At 62.6% G+C, this 20,994-nt stretch carries 19 protein-coding genes; 7 read left to right on the forward strand and 12 right to left on the reverse strand.

The genetic code is table 11. The features are described from left to right. Nucleotides 1-298 precede the first annotated feature (298 nt). A complete protein-coding gene (locus AT395_RS08165) occupies nucleotides 299-2,521 on the forward strand; it encodes an autotransporter domain-containing protein (protein ID WP_048627599.1) in 2,223 nt (740 codons plus the stop codon). A 193-nt stretch (nucleotides 2,522-2,714) separates the two neighbouring features. On the opposite strand, the gene AT395_RS08170 is transcribed toward AT395_RS08165, so the two are convergent. Next, nucleotides 2,715-3,779 (reverse strand): porin, encoded by a 1,065-nt coding sequence (locus tag AT395_RS08170; RefSeq protein ID WP_042117088.1) that lies wholly within the window; start codon nucleotides 3,777-3,779, stop codon nucleotides 2,715-2,717. A gap of 513 nt (nucleotides 3,780-4,292) precedes the next feature. Then, a complete protein-coding gene (locus AT395_RS08175; protein ID WP_042112211.1) occupies nucleotides 4,293-5,222 on the reverse strand; it encodes a LysR family transcriptional regulator in 930 nt (309 codons plus the stop codon). 263 nt (nucleotides 5,223-5,485) lie between these two features. Here AT395_RS08175 and AT395_RS08180 point away from each other — a divergent pair, with 263 nt between their 5' ends. The 4 genes from AT395_RS08180 to AT395_RS08195 all read left to right on the forward strand — a co-directional run bounded on the left by AT395_RS08180 (nucleotide 5,486) and on the right by AT395_RS08195 (nucleotide 10,762). Next, nucleotides 5,486-6,391: a VOC family protein gene (locus AT395_RS08180; protein WP_048627598.1), complete on the forward strand. Its 906-nt coding sequence runs from the start codon at nucleotides 5,486-5,488 to the stop codon at nucleotides 6,389-6,391. A 104-nt stretch (nucleotides 6,392-6,495) separates the two neighbouring features. Continuing rightward, a complete protein-coding gene (locus tag AT395_RS08185) occupies nucleotides 6,496-7,377 on the forward strand; it encodes an NAD(P)-dependent oxidoreductase (RefSeq protein ID WP_042112209.1) in 882 nt (293 codons plus the stop codon). Nucleotides 7,378-7,483: 106 nt separating this feature from the next. After that, a complete protein-coding gene (locus AT395_RS08190) occupies nucleotides 7,484-8,998 on the forward strand; it encodes an aldehyde dehydrogenase family protein (protein WP_042112208.1) in 1,515 nt (504 codons plus the stop codon). 396 nt (nucleotides 8,999-9,394) lie between these two features. Then, on the forward strand, nucleotides 9,395-10,762 hold the full coding sequence (locus tag AT395_RS08195; protein ID WP_094068299.1) for a DUF3100 domain-containing protein: 1,368 nt from the start codon (nucleotides 9,395-9,397) through the stop codon (nucleotides 10,760-10,762). A gap of 109 nt (nucleotides 10,763-10,871) precedes the next feature. On the opposite strand, the gene AT395_RS08200 is transcribed toward AT395_RS08195, so the two are convergent. The 3 genes from AT395_RS08200 to AT395_RS08210 all read right to left on the reverse strand — a co-directional run bounded on the left by AT395_RS08200 (nucleotide 10,872) and on the right by AT395_RS08210 (nucleotide 12,419). Next, the gene (locus tag AT395_RS08200) at nucleotides 10,872-11,435 is read right to left on the reverse strand and encodes an EF-hand domain-containing protein (RefSeq protein WP_053086304.1); all 564 of its coding nucleotides are present in this window, start codon (nucleotides 11,433-11,435) and stop codon (nucleotides 10,872-10,874) included. A 111-nt stretch (nucleotides 11,436-11,546) separates the two neighbouring features. Beyond that, on the reverse strand, nucleotides 11,547-11,813 hold the full coding sequence (locus AT395_RS08205) for a glycine zipper 2TM domain-containing protein (RefSeq protein WP_082117597.1): 267 nt from the start codon (nucleotides 11,811-11,813) through the stop codon (nucleotides 11,547-11,549). Between the two features lie 171 nt (nucleotides 11,814-11,984). Beyond that, complete coding sequence (locus AT395_RS08210; protein ID WP_124988650.1) at nucleotides 11,985-12,419, reverse strand: hypothetical protein; 435 nt, start codon at nucleotides 12,417-12,419, stop codon at nucleotides 11,985-11,987. Between the two features lie 615 nt (nucleotides 12,420-13,034). Here AT395_RS08210 and AT395_RS08215 point away from each other — a divergent pair. Next, nucleotides 13,035-13,691, forward strand: coding sequence for a TetR/AcrR family transcriptional regulator (locus AT395_RS08215; protein ID WP_048627597.1), 657 nt, complete (start codon nucleotides 13,035-13,037; stop codon nucleotides 13,689-13,691). A gap of 11 nt (nucleotides 13,692-13,702) precedes the next feature. Then, a complete protein-coding gene (locus tag AT395_RS08220) occupies nucleotides 13,703-14,659 on the forward strand; it encodes a LysR substrate-binding domain-containing protein (RefSeq protein WP_048627596.1) in 957 nt (318 codons plus the stop codon). 84 nt (nucleotides 14,660-14,743) lie between these two features. On the opposite strand, the gene AT395_RS08225 is transcribed toward AT395_RS08220, so the two are convergent. The 7 genes from AT395_RS08225 to AT395_RS08255 all read right to left on the reverse strand — a co-directional run bounded on the left by AT395_RS08225 (nucleotide 14,744) and on the right by AT395_RS08255 (nucleotide 20,987). Continuing rightward, nucleotides 14,744-15,103: a helix-turn-helix domain-containing protein gene (locus AT395_RS08225; protein WP_052765390.1), complete on the reverse strand. Its 360-nt coding sequence runs from the start codon at nucleotides 15,101-15,103 to the stop codon at nucleotides 14,744-14,746. Between the two features lie 208 nt (nucleotides 15,104-15,311). Further along, on the reverse strand, nucleotides 15,312-16,022 hold the full coding sequence (locus AT395_RS08230) for an ABC transporter ATP-binding protein (RefSeq protein ID WP_042112205.1): 711 nt from the start codon (nucleotides 16,020-16,022) through the stop codon (nucleotides 15,312-15,314). After that, entirely contained in the window at nucleotides 16,019-16,789 is a 771-nt protein-coding gene (locus tag AT395_RS08235; protein WP_042112204.1) for an ABC transporter ATP-binding protein, read from the reverse strand. The genes AT395_RS08230 and AT395_RS08235 overlap by 4 nt, the downstream gene beginning before the upstream one ends. Beyond that, nucleotides 16,786-17,760: a branched-chain amino acid ABC transporter permease gene (locus AT395_RS08240; protein ID WP_042117076.1), complete on the reverse strand. Its 975-nt coding sequence runs from the start codon at nucleotides 17,758-17,760 to the stop codon at nucleotides 16,786-16,788. Before AT395_RS08240 ends, AT395_RS08235 begins: the two co-directional genes overlap by 4 nt. 8 nt (nucleotides 17,761-17,768) lie before the next feature. Further along, nucleotides 17,769-18,689 (reverse strand): branched-chain amino acid ABC transporter permease, encoded by a 921-nt coding sequence (locus AT395_RS08245; RefSeq protein ID WP_042112203.1) that lies wholly within the window; start codon nucleotides 18,687-18,689, stop codon nucleotides 17,769-17,771. Then, nucleotides 18,686-19,558, reverse strand: a complete 873-nt coding sequence (locus AT395_RS08250; RefSeq protein ID WP_048627594.1) for an alpha/beta hydrolase — start codon at nucleotides 19,556-19,558, stop codon at nucleotides 18,686-18,688. Before AT395_RS08250 ends, AT395_RS08245 begins: the two co-directional genes overlap by 4 nt. Nucleotides 19,559-19,793: 235 nt before the next feature. Continuing rightward, complete coding sequence (locus AT395_RS08255) at nucleotides 19,794-20,987, reverse strand: ABC transporter substrate-binding protein (protein WP_042112201.1); 1,194 nt, start codon at nucleotides 20,985-20,987, stop codon at nucleotides 19,794-19,796. Nucleotides 20,988-20,994: the final 7 nt, after the last annotated feature.

The following is a 20,994-nucleotide window of genomic DNA, read 5'->3' on the forward strand; positions in this document are numbered from 1 at the left end:
CATGACACTACGCCGCGTCACTCCTGTGATTGGTGATTTGTAGGGGGTGGCAGCTAAAAAATGAGATTGATTGGTTGGATTCTATGTTTTGCTCCGCTTTATGTGGAGGTTTTCGCCAAGTTTTTCTTGGGATATGTCCCGGGAAAGGTGTTTCGAGCGAGCAATTTCCCAATGCCGTGCCTTAACAATCGTTAATACGTTAATCACGTCCTACGATTCGTGTCACTCATCGAATGCAACGCAATTTGCGTGATTCATTCGACATCCGCCGATCACGAATTGAAGAGGAATACAGGACATGAAAGCCAACCAAATTGTGGCCAACAAGGACATACACGCCACACTCGACACTGCCACGCTGGCGGCGCGTGTTCGCCGCACGGCCATCGCCGGTGCGGCCGCCGTTGCACTGACGGGCGGCGGTATGGTCAGTGCCAATGCGGCAACGGAAATGGTCTCCGAAACGAGCGCTGCGGAAAAGAACTGGAAGCGTATCGCCGGTGCGGCTACCAAGCAGGTGATGCCGTCGGTTGACCCTGCACGTCATGTGCTGACGAGTGCTGCAGACATGAAGGCCGAACTGGCGATGATGCTCACGGTTGAGGGCAAGCAAAAGCAGGCGCTGATGAACGCGAGCGACGCGGTACTGAAGGCTGAAACCAATATGTTCCAGCGCGGACTGGGTCAGGCCGAGCAGCGCCTCGCCAAGGCTCGCGCGAACCTCGGCAAAGCCACGAAGGCACGCGAGGCGACTCAGGCAGTTCACGCCTATCTGGCGCTAGAGAAGGCTGATGCCGCACGCACGGTGTGGAAGAACATCGCGAGCGAATTGAAGTCGGGTTTGGCCAATCAGCAGACCTCGAACATCGAGAAGGAAATTTCGTTTGCCGATGCATCAGGTCTTTCGGTCGACGACTTCTTCTCGCGTATCGACCGCGCTATCGCTGAGGGTAAGAGGAATAACGACAAGATGGAAAAGGAACTCAACAAGCCGGAGTTCCTTAAGAAGATTGATCACGACACGGCCAAAGCCAAGCGCGCTCTGGCGTTGCTCAAGGCCAAGCAAATGGTCGAGCCGATGGTCGCCAAGGAGGCGATGGACGAGATCGCGTCGAAGCTCGACATGCCCGCGCCCGCAATGGCCAAGGCCAGCGAAGTGCCGAACACCGTGATTTACCCGGCCGCGAAGGAAATCACCACCGTCACATTTGCCGACGCCTCGAACGACGACTGGCGGAAATGGCTTGATGACCGTTCCCGTGAGATCAAGGAGGGTGCAGAAGATATCGCCACGATCGTCGAGACGAGCGACCACGCGCCGGATGACGAAAAGGCGACAACTCGTGAAACCCTGGCCGAAGTCATTGAAAAGATCGATGCCGACCTCGACGTGTCGAAGGGTGACGAGAGCAACGAAGGTGACGGCAAAGGTACCGACGAAGGCACCCCGGAAGGCGACGGTAAAGACTCTGTCACCGACGAACCTGACGTCGTGCCGCCGGCGGAAGTGGAAGCGGTGGCACAACCCGCATTCTCTGTCGAACAAGCCATGGCATCGGGTGTCGTGCTGACCCAGATGGCCAACGCTGCTCAGCAAAATGCGGAACTGTTCCGCAAGGGCATGCAGGACCGTCTCTCGGGCGACGATGCGTTCATGCAGCCGACAGACATCGGCGCGATGGGGGCCGGTATTTCCACCTGGGCACAGGCCATGGGCGGTCAGACGACCGGCATGGGGCGCGATGGCGTTCCCGGCTTCTCAATGAGCGGTGCCGGCGTGGTGGCAGGCGTTGATGCCAAAAAGAACAACACACGGGTGGGTGTCGCCGTGGGGTACAGCGATGCAAGCGTCAATGCGAACGGCGAGAGCAGCCAGAACGCCTCGTCGAAGGTGAGCACGTATAGCGTTGGCCTGTATGGCGCCCATGAAGTCGATGGCTGGTTCGCCAACGGTGGCGTGTCGTACAGCGCGCACAGTATCAAGAGCCAGCGTGCGGCGAAACTTGGCGGCGAAATCTACGGCCTGAGCGGCAAGACGAGCGCCACGACCGTGGGTGGCTTTGTCCAGTTCGGCAAGCATATCGTCACGCGCGCCGTGAATATCGATCCGAGCATCACGCTCAAGGTCGCGAACACCTCGGTCAAGGGCTTCACCGAAACCGGCACCGCTGGTCTCAAGGTCGACGGCAGCAACTTCAACTCGGCGCGTGTGGGCATGGGTGCGCGCCTGTGGAAAGCGTTTGGCGACGAGTCGCACAGCATCACGCCGTCGCTGCGTATTTCTTACGAACGTGAGTTGGCGCACGGCGCACCGTCGATGGACGTTGCCCTCGCCAACGCGGCAAACGCAGGCAAACTTACTGTCACGGGTAACAAGTTTGGCAGTGACATCGTCAGCGCGGAAGCCAGTGTCGACGTGAAACTCGGCAAGAAGCTCTCGCTTCGTGGCGGCGTGAACGGTAGCGTGCGCCAAGGTCAAACGCAAGCCGGTGTGGCCGGTTCGCTCAAGTACGTCTGGTAATCCAGGTGTGAGAGGTGCCGGTATGCCCGGCACCAAATTCGCGAGGTAGGTGCAGTAGCAATAATGGCAGTAACGGCAGTAATCGCAGAAGTAGTAACGGCAGTAGTTCCCGTAGTCGCAGTAAAGAAAAAGCCGTCCGGCATTACGCTGGACGGCTTTTTTCGTCTTGCGGATTCACACTGACATCGCGCGATCAGAACGAATGCGAGACCCCGATATAGGCGCCGGTCTGGCTCTTCCCTGCGGGCGGATTGTCGAGCGAGTCGCTCGGAATCGCCGCGACCGAGAAACTCTGATTCGCGCTGTTCTTCACGTAGGCGACCGTGCCGTACAGGAAGGTGCGCTTCGAGAGGTTATATGTCGTGCCCAGTTCGAACATCGTGGCGTGGCCGAAGCCGCCCGGCACGTTCACGTGATACACCGCCGCATTCGCGGCCCACGCCTGTGTCGCCTGATACTTCACGCCGGCCCAGTAATGATCGGCGCGTGTCGCGAAGTCGGGCGCCGGGGCGTCCGGCGCGGACATGTGCGTGTAGCCCAGCGAAATCGTGAAGCGATTCAGGAATACGTTTGCCCCGGCGAAGTACTCGCGCGACGTGGCGAACACATCGGTGAAGCGCCCGTTGGTGTCGCGAATTTCGTCGTACAAGGCGCGCAACTGGAACCGATCATGGGTGTATGTCAACTGGGCACCCATGCCCCGGCCGCTGTTGAACTGACCGGCAATGTTCGAGAACGCGTACTGGCCTGCGACATCGAAGCCATACCAGTTCGGGCTCTGATAGTTGACGGTATTGCTCGCTTGCGGCCAGTTACGTCCGCGCACCAGCGACGCCGAGGAGAAAGCCTGCTGCTGGAACGGATCGAAGTCCCATACCCCGTTGCTGATGAACAGGTTTCGGCCAAGGGTCAGTTGCCCCCAGGAGCGGGAGTTGAAGCCCACCAGCGCGCGCCGGTCGAAGATCGATCCCGAGCCGTTGTTGTTGTAGCCGTTCATCAACTGGAACCCGCCTTCCAGATTGAATACGGCGTGCAATCCCTGTCCAAGATCTTCATAGCCGCGCAGGCCGAACAGGCTGGTGCCGTAGTCGCCGCCTTGCGCGCTCCAGCGCGATGTGGTGCCGCCGTTACCGTCCTGCAGGTTGTTCATGAACTGAAAGCCGCCATCGACGCGGCCGTAAAGCTGCACACTCGATTGCGCGTGCGCAAACGTGCCGATGCTGCATAGCAGGCTGGCGGCAATGAGTTTCTTTTTCATGGTCTGCTCCCCAGGTTGCGTTTTGCCCCGCACCATCCTTGCGTGGTTATGTCCGTCGTCGTCTCGCGGCGCCCGAGTGGACGCGAAGCGAAAGCGCGGCGGGAAAGTCTGAAATTTCGTTACGAGTGACGAGAAATAGGCAAGCGGGAGCGCCTGGGCAACGGGCGCCGCGTGAGGAGACGCGGGCGGTTGCAAGTGATGCCGTCACGCTCTGGTCGTCAGAGATCGTCGTCATGGCAGTCCACTGGCGTAGGTCTGCAACAGCGCGGCGCAAGCGCAGACAGCTTCGTGCGCGATTGCGAGACCGGAGTTGGCTGGGCAAGGGCGATCGTGGTGTCACATAGCTTGAAGTGCGACACAACGGGCGCGCTTCGCCCGGATGGCTTCTTTTATATCCGATTTCCCGGGGATGCAACATCGGGTAAAGGCTTAGTACGCCGATTGTTGCTTGGCCGCAACCGAAATGCCTTGATCGACGAGACAAATTCGGGCCAAAGCCTTCAGTCGGTCGTTTCAGTCCGGCGCACCGAAGGCTTCCATCTTGCTCGCGAGGTGGGTCAGCAACCGGTTGGCGGCACCGGAAAGCCGCCGCCCGGCGCGGGTGACGAGATGCGCTTCGGCGCCCTTGAGAATGGGGTGATCGACCGGCAGCGCACACAGCACACCGGCCTCGATCTCTTGCGAGACCGCGAACGTGGGCAGAAATGTCGCGCCCAGTCCCGCGCGTACGAAATGCTTGAGCACGGAAATCGAGTTGGTGGTGACCGTCGGCGTAAGCCGATGCTTTTCCGACTGCTCGGCCAGCGCCATCAGTTGACGCGTGCCGTAAGCGCCGTGCATGAGCGCGAGCGGCACGTTGTAGAGTGCGTCGAGCTGGAGCGATCCCGTTTTGTCCAGCCGATCCATGAGCGAGGAGTCGGGGGCCACGATAGCGTGCACTGGCTGACGCATCTGTGCACGCGACACGATCTTGGGTTCGGCCGGCGGGTTGTAGACAAGTCCGATGTCCGCGTCGTCCTCGGCAACGAGCCGCATGACCTCGTTGGTGCCCGCCAGATCGAGCGTCAGCGTGATATCAGGGTAGCGCTTGCAGAAGTACTGGAGCGGCGCGCCCATCAGATCGCTCACAAATCCCTCGCCGACCGCAAGCCGGATGTGACCGCGCCGCAGCCCTCGCACTTCCTGGAGCTTGGCCAGCAGGTCCTCCTGGTGCGCGCGTTGCTCCCGGTAGTACTCCATGAGCAAACGGCCAGCTTGCGTGAGGTGCACGCCACGTTTGTGGCGTTCGATGAGCGGCAGCGCCAGTTCGGCCTCCAGCAAGGCGATCTGGCGGCTGACGGCGGAGGGCGCGATGTCGAGTCTGTCGGCGGCGGCGCGCACGGTGCCGCACTGCACGGCTTCGAACAGATAGGGCAGGCGGCTTTCGGTGATGGCAGGTGTCATACCCTAAAGACTAATTTTTAGAACAAAAATCTTCAAGCGTTGTCATTGAGCGTCGTTTTTTTTCAATTCACACTGCAAAACATGCGGATCGGCCCCTTCGTCAGGCAACGAACCCAGGCGAGGCCTGGTGGAGGCGGTCCGATTCCGCGCCAGTTTCGCAGTCGGTGGCCGAGACACAAGGGATAACGCCTCGGGCCGTACTAACCAGCACCCGGCAGCACCCGGCAGCACCAAGCAGCACAGGGCTATTACGGAGACACCAGATGATTCCTCCGCGCAACACGCGATTTGGCATCGATCATCCACTGGTTACCGTGCACGACCATCCGCGGCGGCTGTCGCATTACACGCGCATGGGCTTTTCCCCGTCGCCGGTGTCGTATCACCCTTGGGGCACGGTCACGTCGCTCATGATGTTCGAGGACAACTTCATCGAACTGATCGGCGTGGAGAACGCCGGCAAGTTCGGCACAAACGCCGTTGGTGATTTTTGCTTCGGACGCTATCTCGGCCGTTTTCTGGCGCGCGAGGAAGGCGTCTCGCTGATTGCCCTGCACAGCAAGGACATACGCGCGGACCATGCGCGCCTCGTGCAGACCGGTCTCGAGGCGCAGGGCATTCTCGATTTCCGGCGGCCGATGCGCAAGCCGGATGGCGCGCACGACGAGGCTGTCGTCTCGCTGGGCCTGTTTATCGACGATTCGCTGGGCGACGCATCGAACTTCATTTGCCAGCAGCACCGGCCCGAGCTGATCTGGGTGCCCGACTGGCAGCGCCATCCCAATGGGGTGAGCAACATCATCGGTGTGACTTATGTAACGCCGGATACCGTTTCCCTGCGCACGCTCGCCACACGATGGCAGCAGATGTATGGGGCGCGGCATGTCGATCTGTATGACGGCGGCGCCGTGGCCGATACCGGTTGCGGCCATTTGCGCGCACTGTCGCCGCAGCGTGCCGAAGCCCGTTATGCGGCGGTCGGTTTGCCGATGGCGCAGGCCGTGCGCACGCACGCCGTGGCGATCACGCTGCTGGCGCCGGATCTGGCGCACATCGAGGCGCTGTGGCGAGAGCACGGCGTGCCCTATGGCTATAACGAACATGGGCTGGTGGTAGAGCCCGAGTTTGCAGGCAATGTCGTGCTGGAGTTCGTGAATCACCCGCACTGAGATCCCCTGAAATATCCAAGCGGCGGCCGGATGACCCGGCCGGCGGAGCAACGCGGCGTCGCCCGTGGGGGCGGCGTCATCCTCGCAGTCAATCTGGAGTCAACATGAAAATCATCGGAGTGGTCGGACTGGGCAATATGGGACGCGGCATGGCGCTGTCGTTGCAGCGCGGCGGCTTCACTGTGCTCGGTTTCGATCCGTCGCCGGCTGCCGGTCGTGCCCTGGCCGAGGCCGGCATCGGCCTGCGCGCTTCGGTCGCCGAACTCGCTCGCGAAGCCGACGTCCTGGTGCTGTCGCTGCCGACATCGCAAGTTGTCGAAGCCGTGGTGAATGGCGCCGACGGCATTGCCGCGAACGGTCGCGAGGGGCTGATCGTCGTGGACACGTCGACGGCCGATCCGCAAAGCACGCGTGCGCTGGCGGCCACGCTGCGCCAGAAAGGCATTGCCCTGGTCGACGCGCCGGTCTCCGGCGGCCCGAAGGGCGCATTGAACGGCGCGCTCACCATGGTACTGGGCGGCTCGGCCGACGACATCGCCCGTGTCGAGCCGGTACTTGCCGCCATGTCGGCCAAGCGTGTGCACATCGGCGACGTGGGCGCGGGGCATGTTACCAAGCTCATCAATAACCTGATGTGTGCCGCGCATCTGGTCGTGGCTGGCGAGGCGATGCGTCTGGCGAAAGCGGCCGGCGTTGCACCGGAACAAGTGCTGGAGGGCCTGAACGCGGGCTCGGGGCGCAGTGGTGTGACGCAGACCAACTACCCGACGTGGATTCTGAACGACGCCTTCGACTCGGGTTTCACGATGAAGCTCATGCGCAAGGACGTGCGTCTGGCCATGGCGCTCGCCGAGCAGACCGGCACGCTCGCCACGGGCCCGCTCTCGGCAGAAGTCGGCCGTCTGTGGGCGGCCAGTGCCGCGACGGTTGGCGATGACGAGGATTTCAACCGCATCGTGCAGTTCATCGAGCCGGGCCGCGCGTAAGCGTTCCCGACGGGCAACCCGCACGACACCCACGCATTCGCGTTCGATACTTTTTTCGTTTGACGACACGATGCGCCCGAGGCGGCGCATCGCACGGAGTTTTCTCATGGCAGACCAACAAGCCGCCGCCTTACTCGGCGCATTCGCAAAGTTCTTCCCCAACGCCACGACTATCGGCTCGTTCGTGAATGGCGAACTGGTCGAGGGCACGGGTGAGGCCACCATCGACATCGTGAATCCGGCCACCGGCCAGACGGTGCTGACCTATCGCGACGCAGGCGCCGCTGTCGTGGCGCAGGCCGCCGAGGCTGCGCAGGCAGCACAGAAGACCTGGTGGGCGCTGACCCATGCCGCGCGCGGTCGCGTGATGCAGGCGGTGGGCAGCAAGATCCGCGAGAACGCCGAGGCGCTTGCGCAACTCGAATCGATCGGCGCAGGCAAGCCGATTCGCGATTGCCGTGGCGAAGTCGGCAAGGTGGCGGAAATGTTCGAGTACTACGCCGGCTGGACCGATAAGTTCTTCGGCGACGTGATTCCGGTGCCGAGCACGCACCTGAACTACACGCGTCGCGAAGCGATGGGCGTGGTGTTGCAGATTACGCCGTGGAACGCGCCTGTCTTCACCTGCGGCTGGCAGCTCGCCCCGGCCATCGCCATGGGCAACGGTGTCTTGCTCAAACCGTCGGAACTGACCCCGGCCAGCTCGCTCGTGGTGGCCGCACTCGCCGAACAGGCGGGCGTGCCGCGTGGCCTGATCAACGTGCTGGCCGGTTTCGGTCACACGACCGGCCAGGCCGCGATCTCGCATCCGGTCGTCAAGAAGGTGGTGTTCGTCGGCTCGCCGGCCACCGGCAGCAAGATCGCCACGGCGGCTGCGCAGCGCCTGCTGCCTAGCGTGCTGGAGCTGGGCGGCAAGTCCGCGAACATCGTGTTCGACGATGCCGACCTGAAGCGCGCCTGCCTTGGCGCTCAGGCTGCAATCTTCTCCAGCGCGGGCCAAAGCTGTGTGGCGGGTTCGCGTCTGCTGGTTCAGCGCGGCGTGTATGACCAAATGATCGAGATGCTGGCGCGCGGCGCAGAAAAGATCCGCGTGGGCGAGCCCCTCGACGATACGACCGAAGTCGGCCCGATCTGCAACCGTACTCAGTATCAGCACGTCATGAACATGATCGACGCCGGTGTCGAGGGTGGCGCGCGACTGGCGGCGGGTTCGCAGCAGCGCAGCGATGGCGGTTTCTTCGTGCGTCCGACGGTGCTGGCCGACGCGAACAACACAATGGGCGTGGCACGTACCGAAATCTTCGGCCCGGTCGTCGTGGCGATTCCGTTCGACACCGAAGAGGAAGCGCTGGCGATCGCCAACGACAGCGAATTTGGTCTGGCCGGCGCGGTGTGGACGCAGGACGTGGCGCGCGCTCATCGCGTGGCCGCGCAGGTCAACGCCGGTACCTTCTGGATCAACGGTTACAAGACGATCAATGTGGCGTCGCCTTTCGGGGGCTACAACCACAGCGGGTACGGCCGTTCGAGCGGCGTGGAAGCGCTGTACGAATACACGCAGACGAAGAGCGTGTGGGTCGAGACCGCGGCCAATCCGGCCACGCCGTTCGGCTACGTCTGACCCGGCGGCAAGCCGGGAACAGGCAATCGGCGCGAATGCGCTGCCATCAAACGTTCTGCTGTCGGGAACGTGTCGTAAAAGTGTGAGATGTGTGCCATACGAAGGTCGTGAGACCCCGTGCGGCACGCGGCCGTTCCAGTCTGCGAGACCCGGGGCCGGAACGGCTATTTTGACCGCGTATAATGCCGCCCTCGGGTGGTTCGGCGCGGAACGCTGTTGCTGTCACCGAGGCGTGTCAACATGGCGCTCTTTGGGCGTTGTGAGGGGAGAAGTCCGCAGGTTTTGCGACCGTGCGGGCCATGCGCCGAATTTCCTTAACCACCGAAATGTTCGCGTCTTTTCCGGGTGACCGGAGGGCAACGGACCGGTTCAATAGCAAGTGCAGTGGAGACCCAGATGGCAGTCATGGAACAAAACGCGGCCAAGCCGCAAGGGGGCGCCTTCAGCGATGGCGTGCGCCTGTATGTTTGGGCAATCGTGATTCTCGTGATTGCGGAGCTGATCGGGGCGATCAGCATCAAAGCCGGTCACGGCAAAATCGTGCTGTTGCCGATGGTCTGGGCGTTGCTGCTCGGCGCGGCCCTGGGCCTGTCGCAGGCGCGTTTGCCGCGCTTCGCACAGATCGACCTGCCGATGCAGCATCGCGCTGCCGCCATTCTGCAACCGGCGCTGCTGCTCTTCGTGGCAAAGCTCGGCCTGCTCGTGGGCGGTTCGTTGCCTAAGCTCGTCGCCGCTGGCTGGGCGCTTGTGTTCCAGGAATTCGGCCACTTCGTGGGCACGATCATCCTGGGCCTGCCGGTTGCGCTGATGCTCGGCATCAAGCGCGAAGCCATTGGCGCGACCTTCTCGGTCGGCCGTGAGCCGAGCCTCGCCATCATTGGCGAAAAGTACGGCTTCGACTCGCCGGAAGGCCGTGGCGTGCTCGCCGAGTATCTGACGGGGACGATCTTCGGCGCCGTGTTCATTTCGCTGTTCGCCGGTTTCGTGGCCAGTCTGAACCTGTTCCACCCGCATTCGCTCGCCATGGGCGCCGGTGTGGGCTCGGGCTCGATGATGGCCGCCGCTGCCGGCGCCATTGCCGCGCAGCAAACGCCGGAAGTGGCCAAGGAAGTCGCCACGTTCGCCGCTGCATCGAACCTGATTACGACGACCATCGGCACGTACTTCACGCTGTTCATCTCGCTGCCGCTCGCGGTGTGGGGCTATCGCGTGATGGAACCGGTGCTGGGCCGCATGAGCAAGCGCGGCCGTGCCAACGCCGAAGCCGCTGCCGTGGCCGACGCCGAAGCGGCGAAGGAACTCAAGCAAGCCAGCAAGGCGCACACCGTCGAGATGAACTTCGGGGCGCGTTTGTTCGCCTGGGTGTTCTCGGGTGCGCTTGCGCTCATCGGTAACAGCATGGCCTTCAAGACGCCGTTCCTCGACGGTATCCCGGGCATGCTCATCATCATCGGCGCCGTGATCGTTGGTGAGGTGCTGTACTTCGTCACGCGTCGCAAGGTGCCGGCCGTGTGCTGGGTGTCGCTGATCGCCATGTTCCTCACGTCGCCGGCCTTCCCGTTTGCGCCGGTCGTCGAGCAGTTCACGGGCAAGATCAACTTCCTCGCACTGGTCACGCCGATGCTGACCTACGCCGGTCTGTCGGTCGCCAAAGACGTGCCCGCGTTCCGCCGCCTCGGCTGGCGCATCGTGGTCGTCTCGTTCCTGGCGAACGCCGGTACGTTCCTCGGTGCTGCGATCATCGCTGAGTTCTTCCACGTCTAAAGCGTGCCCGGTGTGCGCGGCGGTGACACCCCGCGCACTGGCAGGGAAAGGAAAAACGCCACGGCATGCCGTGGCGTTTTTTTTGGTGCAGCCGGATCGTTCCCTCAAATCAGGGCTTCATGGTCGCGGCGTCGGCCTGTTCGCGCTCGTGATAGTAGCGGCGGAAGTAGGCGCGAATCTCGGCCGGTGAGAGCTTGCCGTCGTGATTCACGTCGATCTCGTCGAAGTGCTGATACAGGAACGGTTCGGCCGCCGCCACTTCGTCGCGGCTCAGATAGCCGTCGCCATCCTTGTCGGCTGCCTTGAAATAGCGCTCGAACGTTGCACGGCGCGCCTGCAACTGGCTGCGTTGATAGGCAGCCCATTCATTGCGGTCGATCTTGCCGTCGTGATTGGTATCGATGGCATCGAACGAGCGTTGCAGGTAGAGACCGAGGGCCGCGTTCTGATCGGGCGCGTCGCCGTAGTCGGGGCCTGCCGACGGGGCGGGGGGCGTTGGCGTGGACGGTACGACGCCATTGACCGGGTTGCCCTGCGCGTGGCCGGGGATGGACGCGAGCGATAGCGCAGCCGCACCGGCACACAGGGTGACGGCGGCGAGCGAGCGGCGTGCGGCGCGTCGCGCCGTGAGGGTTCGCAGCGTCCGTTGGCGGAAGGTGTCTTGGGATGTCATGTCGCGCTTCTCCTTAATCCTTGAGCAATGACGGCGGCGAGAGTCTCCGGGCCATACCGCGATGCGAGACGCCTGCCGCCCGAGAACAATGCGGGGGGCGATCGACGCGCATCAGCGGCGATGGCGATCATCTGTCATCACGTTACCGATTACGCCACCGACCACGGCGCCACCCACCGTGGTGCCGAGGTCGCCGCCTGAGATCAGGGCGCCGCCGAGGGCGCCCACACCGGCGCCGACCGCCGTGTTACGCGATTCGCGCGGTGTCATGCCGCCACAGCCCGCCAGCGTGCCGATCAGGGCTGCCCCCACCAGAATCGGGGCGGCCGAGCGTGAGAGATGTGCAATGTGCGAGGTCCATCGTTGTGTGGTCTTCATGACGCTTAGCTCCTTCAAAGGGGCGCTGTGCCCCAGGGATGCGCAGGCCGGCCCGGAACGGCTCGACCTGCTATTCGATAAATGCAGTGGCTTTCGATACCGCGCAAAGCCCCGTTGGCGTGTGCCGGTTCGGTGGGCAAAGCGTGAATCTCGATGCAAATTCAGGACAACTCAATGCGCCGTTTCGGAACCCGGTGTCGGTGCGCCTGCCCCGTTGGCCGGATACGTTTCCTGATACGCGGGCGGCGGTGGCGGAGGCGGGTACGGGCGACCCTGCGCGTCTGACGGGTACGGTCGCCCATAGCCATCGGTCGGCGGATACGGACGCCCGTAGGCATCGGTCGTCGGTGCCGGAGAGGGCGGCGCCGCGTACGGACTGCATGGTGTGCCGGCGGCATATGGCGGCGGGCCGCAGTTCGGCTGATAAGCCGGGTTCGTCGTTTCGTTGCCTCGGTACGGCAAACGCGGTTGCGGCGGCGCCTCATAGGCACAGCCGGCCAGCGTCAGCAGTGCGGCAACCAGGCCGGTCGCGGCGGTCGCCTTGGCGATACGCGTCTTCGAGACGTTTGCCGTGAGGCGGTTCGTTGTGTTGTCTATTCTCATCATGACCTCCTTGTGAGGGCGGTGTTTGCCCCGCCCGTCGTCATGGATCGATATAAATTGGACGCAAGTTGCGGCAAATGGATCGATAGATGTTGTAAGACTTTGTAATGCGGCTTGAGGGAGCGCCTGCTGGCGGGACCGCGCGCAGGCATTGCCGCGCACACAGAAAGCTACGTATACGACGTAGTCCGAATCAATGTAGGAATGCACTGACAGCGTGTGCGTAAAGTGCGTTCTCTTTCTAGGGCTTTCGTATGCGTTCGCGTATTCGTATACATATACGAACGTGCCCGTGATGCCGGGTGTGTCAGGCACGGAAAACATGACATCGAAATTGTTCAGTTTTGAAGTATCTGGCGCCTGAAATACCGCCTCATGTGGCTCGGGGGGCGCGTGCGTCCATTACGCGATAACGCGGCGCATTACGCGATGTCTGTCATCGCAATCCACGTTGTATGCGTTGAAATATCGGGAAAGTCCGGGGGAGTGTTTGCGCTTAGTTTTCGCCGCAAGCTGCGTTTGCGCTGGCATACTGTGCCCGCTGACGTTCGGTATTGACTTCAGCGGACGTTGAGAAATTTCGATTGAGGTGCTCGGCCTATCCGCGCAGGCTTACACATGCCACAAGTCAAGAAAGAAGACATTCGTCTGGCCATCCTCGAAGCGTCGCATGCCCTGTTTCTTGAAAAGGGTTATGTCGACACAACAATGGTGCAGATCGCCAAGCGTGCAGGTATTTCGCACGCGAACATCTACAGCTACTTCACCGCGAAGCTGCAAGTCTTCTTCTGCGTCTACGAGAAGTGGTTCAAAGCGCGCATTACTGTGCTGGAAGCCGAGGTGATGGCGGCCCACGGCGCTCACGAGCGAATGCGCACACTGCTCGGCGGTCTTTTGGTCCAGACACCGAGACTCGACAACGGCTTTTCGCACAATCTGGTGCAGGCGCTGGCCACCGTGACACCGGGTGATCCTTACGACGCGGCGTTGTTGCAGTGGTTTCGCGAACGCCTGTCGAGCATGCTCGCGGCATGTGCGCCCAGTCTCGCGCGCGACAGCGTACGGCGGGCACGCCTCGTGGACATGCTCGTGCTGACGTTCGACGGGTGTCTCGTCAATTACCACGTCAATCCGGCGTCATTGCCGGACGTCGCCATGCTCGAAGAGTTCGTTGCCGCGTTCCTGTCGGCTGAACCGGTGGAGATGGCGGGGACGGCAACAACACCGCAGGAAGCGGGCCCGACGATGTCGTCCGGTTCCGCGGCGACGGCCTGAACAGGACGCCGATGCGCTCACTTCCCTGGACGGCCCTTAATCTCGGGCGAAAGCTCAAGTTTCATCAGCTTCAGGTGTTCGATCGCGTGCTCGAGACGGGCTCGCTCGTGCGCGCCGCGAACGAGACAGGTCTCACGCAGCCAGCGGTGAGCAAGATCGTGCACGAGTTGGAGGCCTGCTTTGAAGGGCCGCTCTTCGTGCGAAGCAATCGGGGCATGCAACCCACGGAGTTGGGTGAACTGCTCGGCCATCGCGTGAAGTCGCTGATGGCGGAGCTGCGTTACCTGACGGACGAGGTGAATGCGTTCAGCGCGGGCACCAGCGGACATGTGATCGTAGGCACGCTGATCTCGGCAGCGGCCGATCTGTTGCCACGCACGATTGCCATGCTGAAGTCGAGAACTCCGGGCGTGCTCGTCACCGTGCGCGAAGCGACGACCGCGCAGCTTTTCCCGGCGCTTGCCAGCGGGGATCTCGACATTGTGGTGGGGCGTTTGCCCGAGCGGGCGTTACCGCTCGCGAATGCTTTCGCCCTGACTCACGAGGTTCTTTTCAACGAATCGCTGTGTGTGGTCGGTGGCACACGTCACTGGACGCAGTCCCCCGAGCGTGTGCCGCTCGCAACGTTGCGGGAAGGGGCGTGGATCTTGCCGGTGCCCGAATCGCCGTCGCGTCTTGCTGCCGAGCGATTGTTTCACGATGCAGGGCTTCCACTGCCCGACGACGTTGTCGAGTCGCTCTCCGTCCTCACCAATATCGGGTTGATGCTTGAGACACCGCGTGTCGCGCTGATGCCGCGTGCGGCCGCCACGCCGTTTGTGGAGTCGGGGCTGCTGCGTGTGCTGGCCGATACCGTGTCGGGCAGTTTTGGCGATGTGGGGTATTCACTGCGTACGGACAAGCAGCCGAGTCCGGCGTGCGAACGTTTCGTCGCCTGTCTTCGCGAGGTCTGCGGTCTCAAGCCGTAACCCCCCTCTGCGCTTGTCGTGTGTTCCGGAAATGCAACAGGGCGGCATGCCGATGATTTGGCATGCCGCCCTTTGTTATGCGTTTCAGAGGCGGGCAAGCGACGAGACGAGCCCGGGATTCTGTTGCACGAGTCGAATCAGGCAGGCGGCTTGAGCGTTGGGACGAGCGCGTCCCTGTTCCCAGTTTTCGAGCGTGCGCGGATTGGTGCGCAAGTAGTGTGCGAAGACATTGCGCGACATGCCAAGATGCTTGCGCAGCGCCAGCAATTCGTCAGGAAATATTTCCAGTTTTGGGAGCGGCGTGCGAGGTAGCTCCTTGATGTTGAGCGGAAGATCCGCGGGAAGGCCGTTCTTGACGTGTGCCGGCTCGGTGGGCAGCGGCGCACCGGTGTCCTGCGATAGCAGCCAGCGGAAGGGATTCGAAGGCGTATTGGAGTAAGCCATAGTCCTACCCGGGTGTCGATAAGTGGTGAGAAGAGGGCGCTTGCGAAGTCGATCAAGCGGGACCGATTGCACCACATAGTTCTACTGGGTGCTTTCACAAATCACACCGGATTTTCGCGTCTGACACCTATCGAGTACTACGCACCTCCTGGTTCGAGGTGCCGTAGAGTGTACGCAGAAATGAGGCGTACGCAGCGTGCCGTACGTCTTAAACGCCCAGATAAGTTTGCAATTCCGGCAACGCCCGGCGCAGGCTCGGCGAGTCGCCCTGCCAAGCCACACGGCCCTTGTCGACGATGTAGTGGCGGTCGCCGAGTTCGAGCATCGGGGCCAGATTCTTGTCGATGCAAAGGATCGACAAACCGCTGCCTTTAAGTTGCTTCAGACACTGCCAGATTTCACCGCGAATGAGGGGGGCCAACCCTTCGGTCGCTTCGTCGAGAATGAGTAATTTCGGATTCGTCATCAGTGCGCGGCCGATCGCGAGCATCTGCTGCTCACCGCCGGACAGATTGCTTCCCAGGTTTTTCTCCCGTTCCCGAAGGCGCGGAAACAGTCCGTAGATGCGCTCGAGTGTCCACGGCGAACTGGCGCCGTGACGATTTCCCGCCGTGGCCACGAGGTTCTCGCGCACCGTGAGCGTGGGAAATATCTGGCGCCCCTCGGGCACGAGTCCCATGCCGGCGCGGGCAATGCGGTGCGACGGACTGGCGTGCACCGGCTGTCCGTCGAATATGATCTCGCCGCGTGCCGGACGCATGAGACCGGTCATCGACTTAACCGTAGTCGACTTTCCCATGCCGTTGCGGCCGAGCAGCGTGACGAACGCGCCGCGCTCGATTTCCAACTGCATACCGAACAGCGCCTGACTTGCGCCGTAATACGACTCGACACCTGACAAAGACAACAAGGGGCTCATGCGGTCGCTCCCAGCATTTCGTTTCGGGTTTCGTCCCCAAGATAGGCTTCGCGCACCCCGGCATCGTTGCGGATGGTGTCGGCGTTGCCACAGGCGATGGCCCGTCCGTAGACGAGCACCGTGATGCGGTCGGCAAGTGCGAACACGGCGTCCATGTCGTGTTCCACGAGCACGATGGCGTAATCGCCCTTGAGGTCTGCCAGCAGATGTGTCATCTGTTCGGACTCGGCTTGCGACATGCCTGCCATCGGCTCGTCGAGCAGCAGCAGCTTCGGGCGGCCCGCGAGCGCCATTGCCAGTTCAAGCTGGCGATGCTCGCCATGGGCGAGGGCGCTTGCGGGCACGTGCATGCGTGAGGCCAGACCGGTGCGCGCCAGGATCTCGCGCGCCGGTTCGACCAGTGCGGCTTCGCGAATGGCCGGCCGCCAGAAGCCGAAGCTGTGACCCTGCATGGCCTGCACGGCCACGAGCACGTTTTCCAGTGCGGTGAATTCGCGGAAGACGGATGTGATCTGATAAGAGCGCGCGAGTCCCGCGCGGGCGCGCTGCTCGATGGGCATTGCCGTGATGTCGCGTCCGTCGAAATGAATGCTGCCTTCGTCGGAGCGCAACTCGCCGGCCAGTTGGCCGATAAGCGTGCTCTTGCCGGCGCCGTTCGGGCCGATGATCGCGTGAAGCTCACCGGGGGCGACGTCGAGGCAGAAGTGATCGGTGGCGGTCAGCCCGCCATAGCGTTTGACCAGTTGGTCGACTCGGAGCAGGCTCATGCTTTGCCCTCCACGGTGCGGGTGCGGCGCGAGAGCCGCACTTGCAGGTCGCCGAGCAGGCCGTACAGGCCGCGCCGCGAGACGAGTACCGCCACGACGATGAGCGGCCCGAAGATAATCATCCAGTGTTCGGTCATGCCCTTGAGCCACTCTTCGATCAGCAGCATGGCGGCGCTGCCCAGCACGGGCCCGAAGAACGATCCCAGCCCGCCGAGCACCACCATCACGATCAGTTCGCCCGAGGCTGTCCATGCCATATAGGCCGGCGAGACGAAGTGCGTGAGATTGGCGTAAAGCATGCCCGCGACACCGCAAGTCATGGCGCTGATGACGTAAGCCACGAGCTTGTAGCGCAGCGTCGGGTAGCCCAGCGCGCGCATGCGGCGGTCATTCTGGCGCGCGCCGCGAATCACCATGCCGAAGCGCGCGTCGACCATTCTGCGGCCGGCCCAGACACACAGGCACAGCACTGCGAACGCCGCGTAATACAGCACGGCAGGGTCGTCGAGCGATACGTTGCCGAAGCGGCTGCCGGCGGACACGGGCAAACCGTCGTCGCCGCCGTACTGCTTCAGACTCACCGCGAGGAAGTAGAACATCTGGGCAAACGCCAGCGTGATCATGATGAAGGCAATGCCGGTCGTGCGCAGCGAGAGCAGGCCGGTGACGGCGCCGACAATGGCGCACAGCAGCAGCGTGACACCGAGATGCACGAAGCCGTTGTCCACACCGTGATAGCTGAGAATACCGACGACATAAGCGCCGAGTCCGAGATACAGCGCATGTCCGAAGCTGACCATGCCGCCGTAGCCGAGAATCAGGTCTAGCGAGACGGCCGCGATGGCGAACACCACGATGCGGCCGAACAGGGTGAGGTAGAACGGTTGCTGGGCAAACGTTGCGTAAAGGGGCACCAGAGCCAGCACGGCCAGCAACAGCAATGGCACGGCGGTGCGAAGATTCAGTTTCATTTCCATCGTCAACCGTGTTTGACCGGGAAGAGGCCTTGCGGGCGCACGGCAAGCACCGCCGCCATAACAAGGTAGATGAGCATCGAAGCGAGCGCAGGTCCGGCGGTGTCGGCGGTGCTGCGCTCAAGCAGGCTGCGCAGCAACGTGGGCAGCGCCGTACGACCCACCGTGTCGACCACGCCGACGATCAGCGCGGCGAGAAACGCGCCGCGTACCGAGCCGATGCCGCCGATCACGATCACAACCATCGTCAGAATCAGGATCGGCTCGCCCATGCCCGGCTGTACCGAGAGGATAGGGCCGGCCATGAGTCCGGCAATCCCCGCGAGAATCGCGCCAAGACCGAACAGCAGCGAGTTGAGCAGTACGATATTCACGCCAAGCGCGCCCACCATCTGACGGTGCGTCGATCCGGCGCGAATCAGCATGCCGATGCGCGTGCGGTGAATGAGCAGGTAGCAGCCGAGCGCCACCACTAGACCCACTACGATGATGAGAAAACGATAGGCCGGGTACGCCAGGCCGAACAGGTTCACCGTGCCGGAAAGCCACTCGGGCACTTCCATGTAGTACGGCGACGGGCCCCAGATCATGCGGGCCAGTTCGTTGAAGAACAAGATCAGGCCGAAGGTGGCCAGCACCTGATCGAGGTGGTCGCGGTCGTACAGTGTCTTGAGCGCAACGAATTCGACGATCAGGCCGAGCAGCAGCATCGCGGGGACGATGGCAATCGCGGCCAGCGCAAACGAGCCCGTGTGGTTGTACACGGTGGCGGCGATGAACGCCCCCATCATGTAAAGCGAACCGTGGGCGAGGTTGACGAAGTTCATGATGCCGAACACCAGCGTGAGGCCGGCCGCCATGAGGAACAACAGCACCCCGAGTTGCAGCCCGTTCAGGCACTGCATGATGAAAAGCGTCAGACTCATGTTGCCTCCCGGGCCAGACCCATCTGGCGGAAGATGGCTTGCGTGAGCGGGCTGGCGCTGTCGTTCAGCGTGAGCACGATATCGAAGTGATTCGTGCCCGGCATCGGCACATACTCGCCCGCGAAGCCCTTCGCACGCCACGCGGCGAGGTAGTCGTCGCTCTGCCGTTTGAACTCTGCCGTTTCGGTCTCACCGTAAGACACCACGATCGGGCAGCCGCGCGCGGGCAGATGAAAGTGCGGGCTGTTGCGACGCGCATCGTCCTCTGAGAGCTTCATCCATTCGTTAATGTGCGTGAACGGAATCGGCGTGAGGTCGAACAGACCGGACAGCGGTGCAGCACCGGCAACGACGTCTTCGGGCACGCCATATTGCGCATGCCAGCCCTGCGCGAGCAGCATGCCCGCGAGATGGCCGCCGGCGGAGCTGCCGCACACGTGAATGCGGCGCGGGTCGCCGTGGTGCTCGCCGATGTGGCGATACACCCAGGCCAGCGCACGGCGTGTCTGGTCGACGATGGTGTCGAGCGAGGCGCCGGGCGCGAGCGAATAGTTGATGGTGACGACAGTGGCGCCCGCGCGCGTGAAGGCGGGCGCCATGTTGCTCGAATCGTTCTTGCTCAGCGCACGCCAGTAACCGCCGTGTACGAAGAAGAAGACGGGCGCGCCGGGGGCCGGGGCCGGGAAAATGTCCAGCGTCTCGTCGGGGTGATTCCCGTAGGCGACATCGAGAACGCAGGGCGTGGTCGCGCGGGCCTGCGCGCTCTCGGCGGCGTACTGCGTCAGGATGTCGAGAACATTGGGGGTGGTAGCGCGAGCGTTGTACTGAACGTCCAGCTCGGCATCGTCGAAATTGCGGTAGCGCTTCATAAACCCTCGATAGTGCTCTGGTAGTGCTCGGGTCGTGCAACGACAGCGCTCACCGGCGCGAGACGCCGGGAGCAGGGGCGGCAACCGCTGCTGCGTCGGGCTCGGCGCACCCTGGCGCAGGCCCGCGGCAGCGGCTTACATCACAAGCAACGGATCGCAGAAGGCGGGGTCGCGATGCCCCGCCACACAACGTTGAACGGCGGATGCCAACAGCAATGCCATTGGGTCAGACGGTTTATGAGCGGATCTTGCACATCGACGCCAGATTGGCGCGCGTCTTGATCTCGATCTTTCCCTTGTTTGCGAACGCTGCGCCGCTGCCGTCCTTCACGACATCCACACGGTAGAACGGCGCGATCGGGAACTGATTGCTGGCGAACTTAAACGATCCGCGCACGGACTGGAAGTCGGCGGCCTTGAGCGCGGCACGCAGGGCTTCGCGGTCGGCAACGCTGCCCTTGGTCTTGGTGAGGGCGGAGTCGATCAGGTTGGCGGCGTCGTAAGACTGCGCGGCGTACATCGATGGCACCCGGTTGTATTTCTTCTGGAAGGCCGCGACGAATTGCTTGTTCTGAGCGTTGTCGAGGTCCGGCGAGTACGGCGCGCTGGTGATGCTGCCCACGGCCTGCTCTTTCAGGGCGGGCAGGGTGGAGCCGTCGATGGTCGACACCGAGATCAGCGGAATCTTGCCAAGCAGGCCGGCCTGACGATATTGCTTGACGAAGTTCACGCCCATGCCGCCCGGGTAGAACACGTACACGGCGTCGGGCTTGGCTGCCTGCAACTGGGCGATTTCCGCCGAGTAATCCGGCTGGTTGACCTGCGTATAGACCTCGTCGACGATCTGGCCCTTGTAGTCGCGCTTGAAGCCGTTCACGGCGTCGCGTCCGGCCTGATAGTTCGGGGCCATCACATACATCTTCTTGTAGCCGAGGTCGGTCGAGAGCTGACCGCCGGCCTCGTGCAGTTCGTCGTTGTCCCACGAGGTCGAGAAGAAGTTCGGCGAACACTGTTCACCCGCAATCGGCGTCGGGCCGGCATTCGAGCCGACCATGACCACGCCCGCATTCGTCACATTCTTGTGAATGGCCATCATCACGTTCGAGAACGTGACACCGGTGATGAGCTGCACTTTGTCGCGCTCCACCAGTTTCTGCGCCGCCTGCACGCCCACATCGGGCTTGAGCTGATCGTCTTCCTTGATCACCTGAACCGGCACACCGCCCAGCTTGCCGCCCTTTTGCTCGATAGCGAGCATGAAAGCGTCGTACTGATCCTGGCCAAGCGCACCGCCCGGGCCGGAGAGCGTGCCGATGAAGCCGATCTTTACCTGAGCGTGCGCGCCGTTCGAGGCGAACAGCGCCGCGGCTGCGGCGATGGCGCCCAGTGCGGCGATGGCTTTGCGTTGCGTGGTTTTCGTTCCCGTCATCATGGTC

Source organism: Pandoraea apista (assembly GCF_001465595.2).
GTDB classification, from domain to species: domain Bacteria; phylum Pseudomonadota; class Gammaproteobacteria; order Burkholderiales; family Burkholderiaceae; genus Pandoraea; species Pandoraea apista.

Bases quoted from the DNA above. Each gene is read 5' to 3' on its own strand.
- AT395_RS08230 (WP_042112205.1), bottom strand. From the start codon at position 16,022: ATGAGCCCCTTGTTGTCTTTGTCAGGTGTCGAGTCGTATTACGGCGCA.
- AT395_RS08245 (WP_042112203.1), bottom strand. From the start codon at position 18,689: ATGAGTCTGACGCTTTTCATCATGCAGTGCCTGAACGGGCTGCAACTC.
- AT395_RS08165 (WP_048627599.1), top strand. From the start codon at position 299: ATGAAAGCCAACCAAATTGTGGCCAACAAGGACATACACGCCACACTC.
- AT395_RS08220 (WP_048627596.1), top strand. From the start codon at position 13,703: ATGCGCTCACTTCCCTGGACGGCCCTTAATCTCGGGCGAAAGCTCAAG.
- AT395_RS08225 (WP_052765390.1), bottom strand. From the start codon at position 15,103: ATGGCTTACTCCAATACGCCTTCGAATCCCTTCCGCTGGCTGCTATCG.
- AT395_RS08215 (WP_048627597.1), top strand. From the start codon at position 13,035: ATGCCACAAGTCAAGAAAGAAGACATTCGTCTGGCCATCCTCGAAGCG.
- AT395_RS08255 (WP_042112201.1), bottom strand. From the start codon at position 20,987: ATGACGGGAACGAAAACCACGCAACGCAAAGCCATCGCCGCACTGGGC.
- AT395_RS08175 (WP_042112211.1), bottom strand. From the start codon at position 5,222: ATGACACCTGCCATCACCGAAAGCCGCCTGCCCTATCTGTTCGAAGCC.
- AT395_RS08240 (WP_042117076.1), bottom strand. From the start codon at position 17,760: ATGAAACTGAATCTTCGCACCGCCGTGCCATTGCTGTTGCTGGCCGTG.
- AT395_RS08190 (WP_042112208.1), top strand. From the start codon at position 7,484: ATGGCAGACCAACAAGCCGCCGCCTTACTCGGCGCATTCGCAAAGTTC.
- AT395_RS08195 (WP_094068299.1), top strand. From the start codon at position 9,395: ATGGCAGTCATGGAACAAAACGCGGCCAAGCCGCAAGGGGGCGCCTTC.
- AT395_RS08250 (WP_048627594.1), bottom strand. From the start codon at position 19,558: ATGAAGCGCTACCGCAATTTCGACGATGCCGAGCTGGACGTTCAGTAC.
- AT395_RS08180 (WP_048627598.1), top strand. From the start codon at position 5,486: ATGATTCCTCCGCGCAACACGCGATTTGGCATCGATCATCCACTGGTT.
- AT395_RS08205 (WP_082117597.1), bottom strand. From the start codon at position 11,813: ATGAAGACCACACAACGATGGACCTCGCACATTGCACATCTCTCACGC.
- AT395_RS08200 (WP_053086304.1), bottom strand. From the start codon at position 11,435: ATGACATCCCAAGACACCTTCCGCCAACGGACGCTGCGAACCCTCACG.
- AT395_RS08235 (WP_042112204.1), bottom strand. From the start codon at position 16,789: ATGAGCCTGCTCCGAGTCGACCAACTGGTCAAACGCTATGGCGGGCTG.
- AT395_RS08170 (WP_042117088.1), bottom strand. From the start codon at position 3,779: ATGAAAAAGAAACTCATTGCCGCCAGCCTGCTATGCAGCATCGGCACG.
- AT395_RS08210 (WP_124988650.1), bottom strand. From the start codon at position 12,419: ATGATGAGAATAGACAACACAACGAACCGCCTCACGGCAAACGTCTCG.
- AT395_RS08185 (WP_042112209.1), top strand. From the start codon at position 6,496: ATGAAAATCATCGGAGTGGTCGGACTGGGCAATATGGGACGCGGCATG.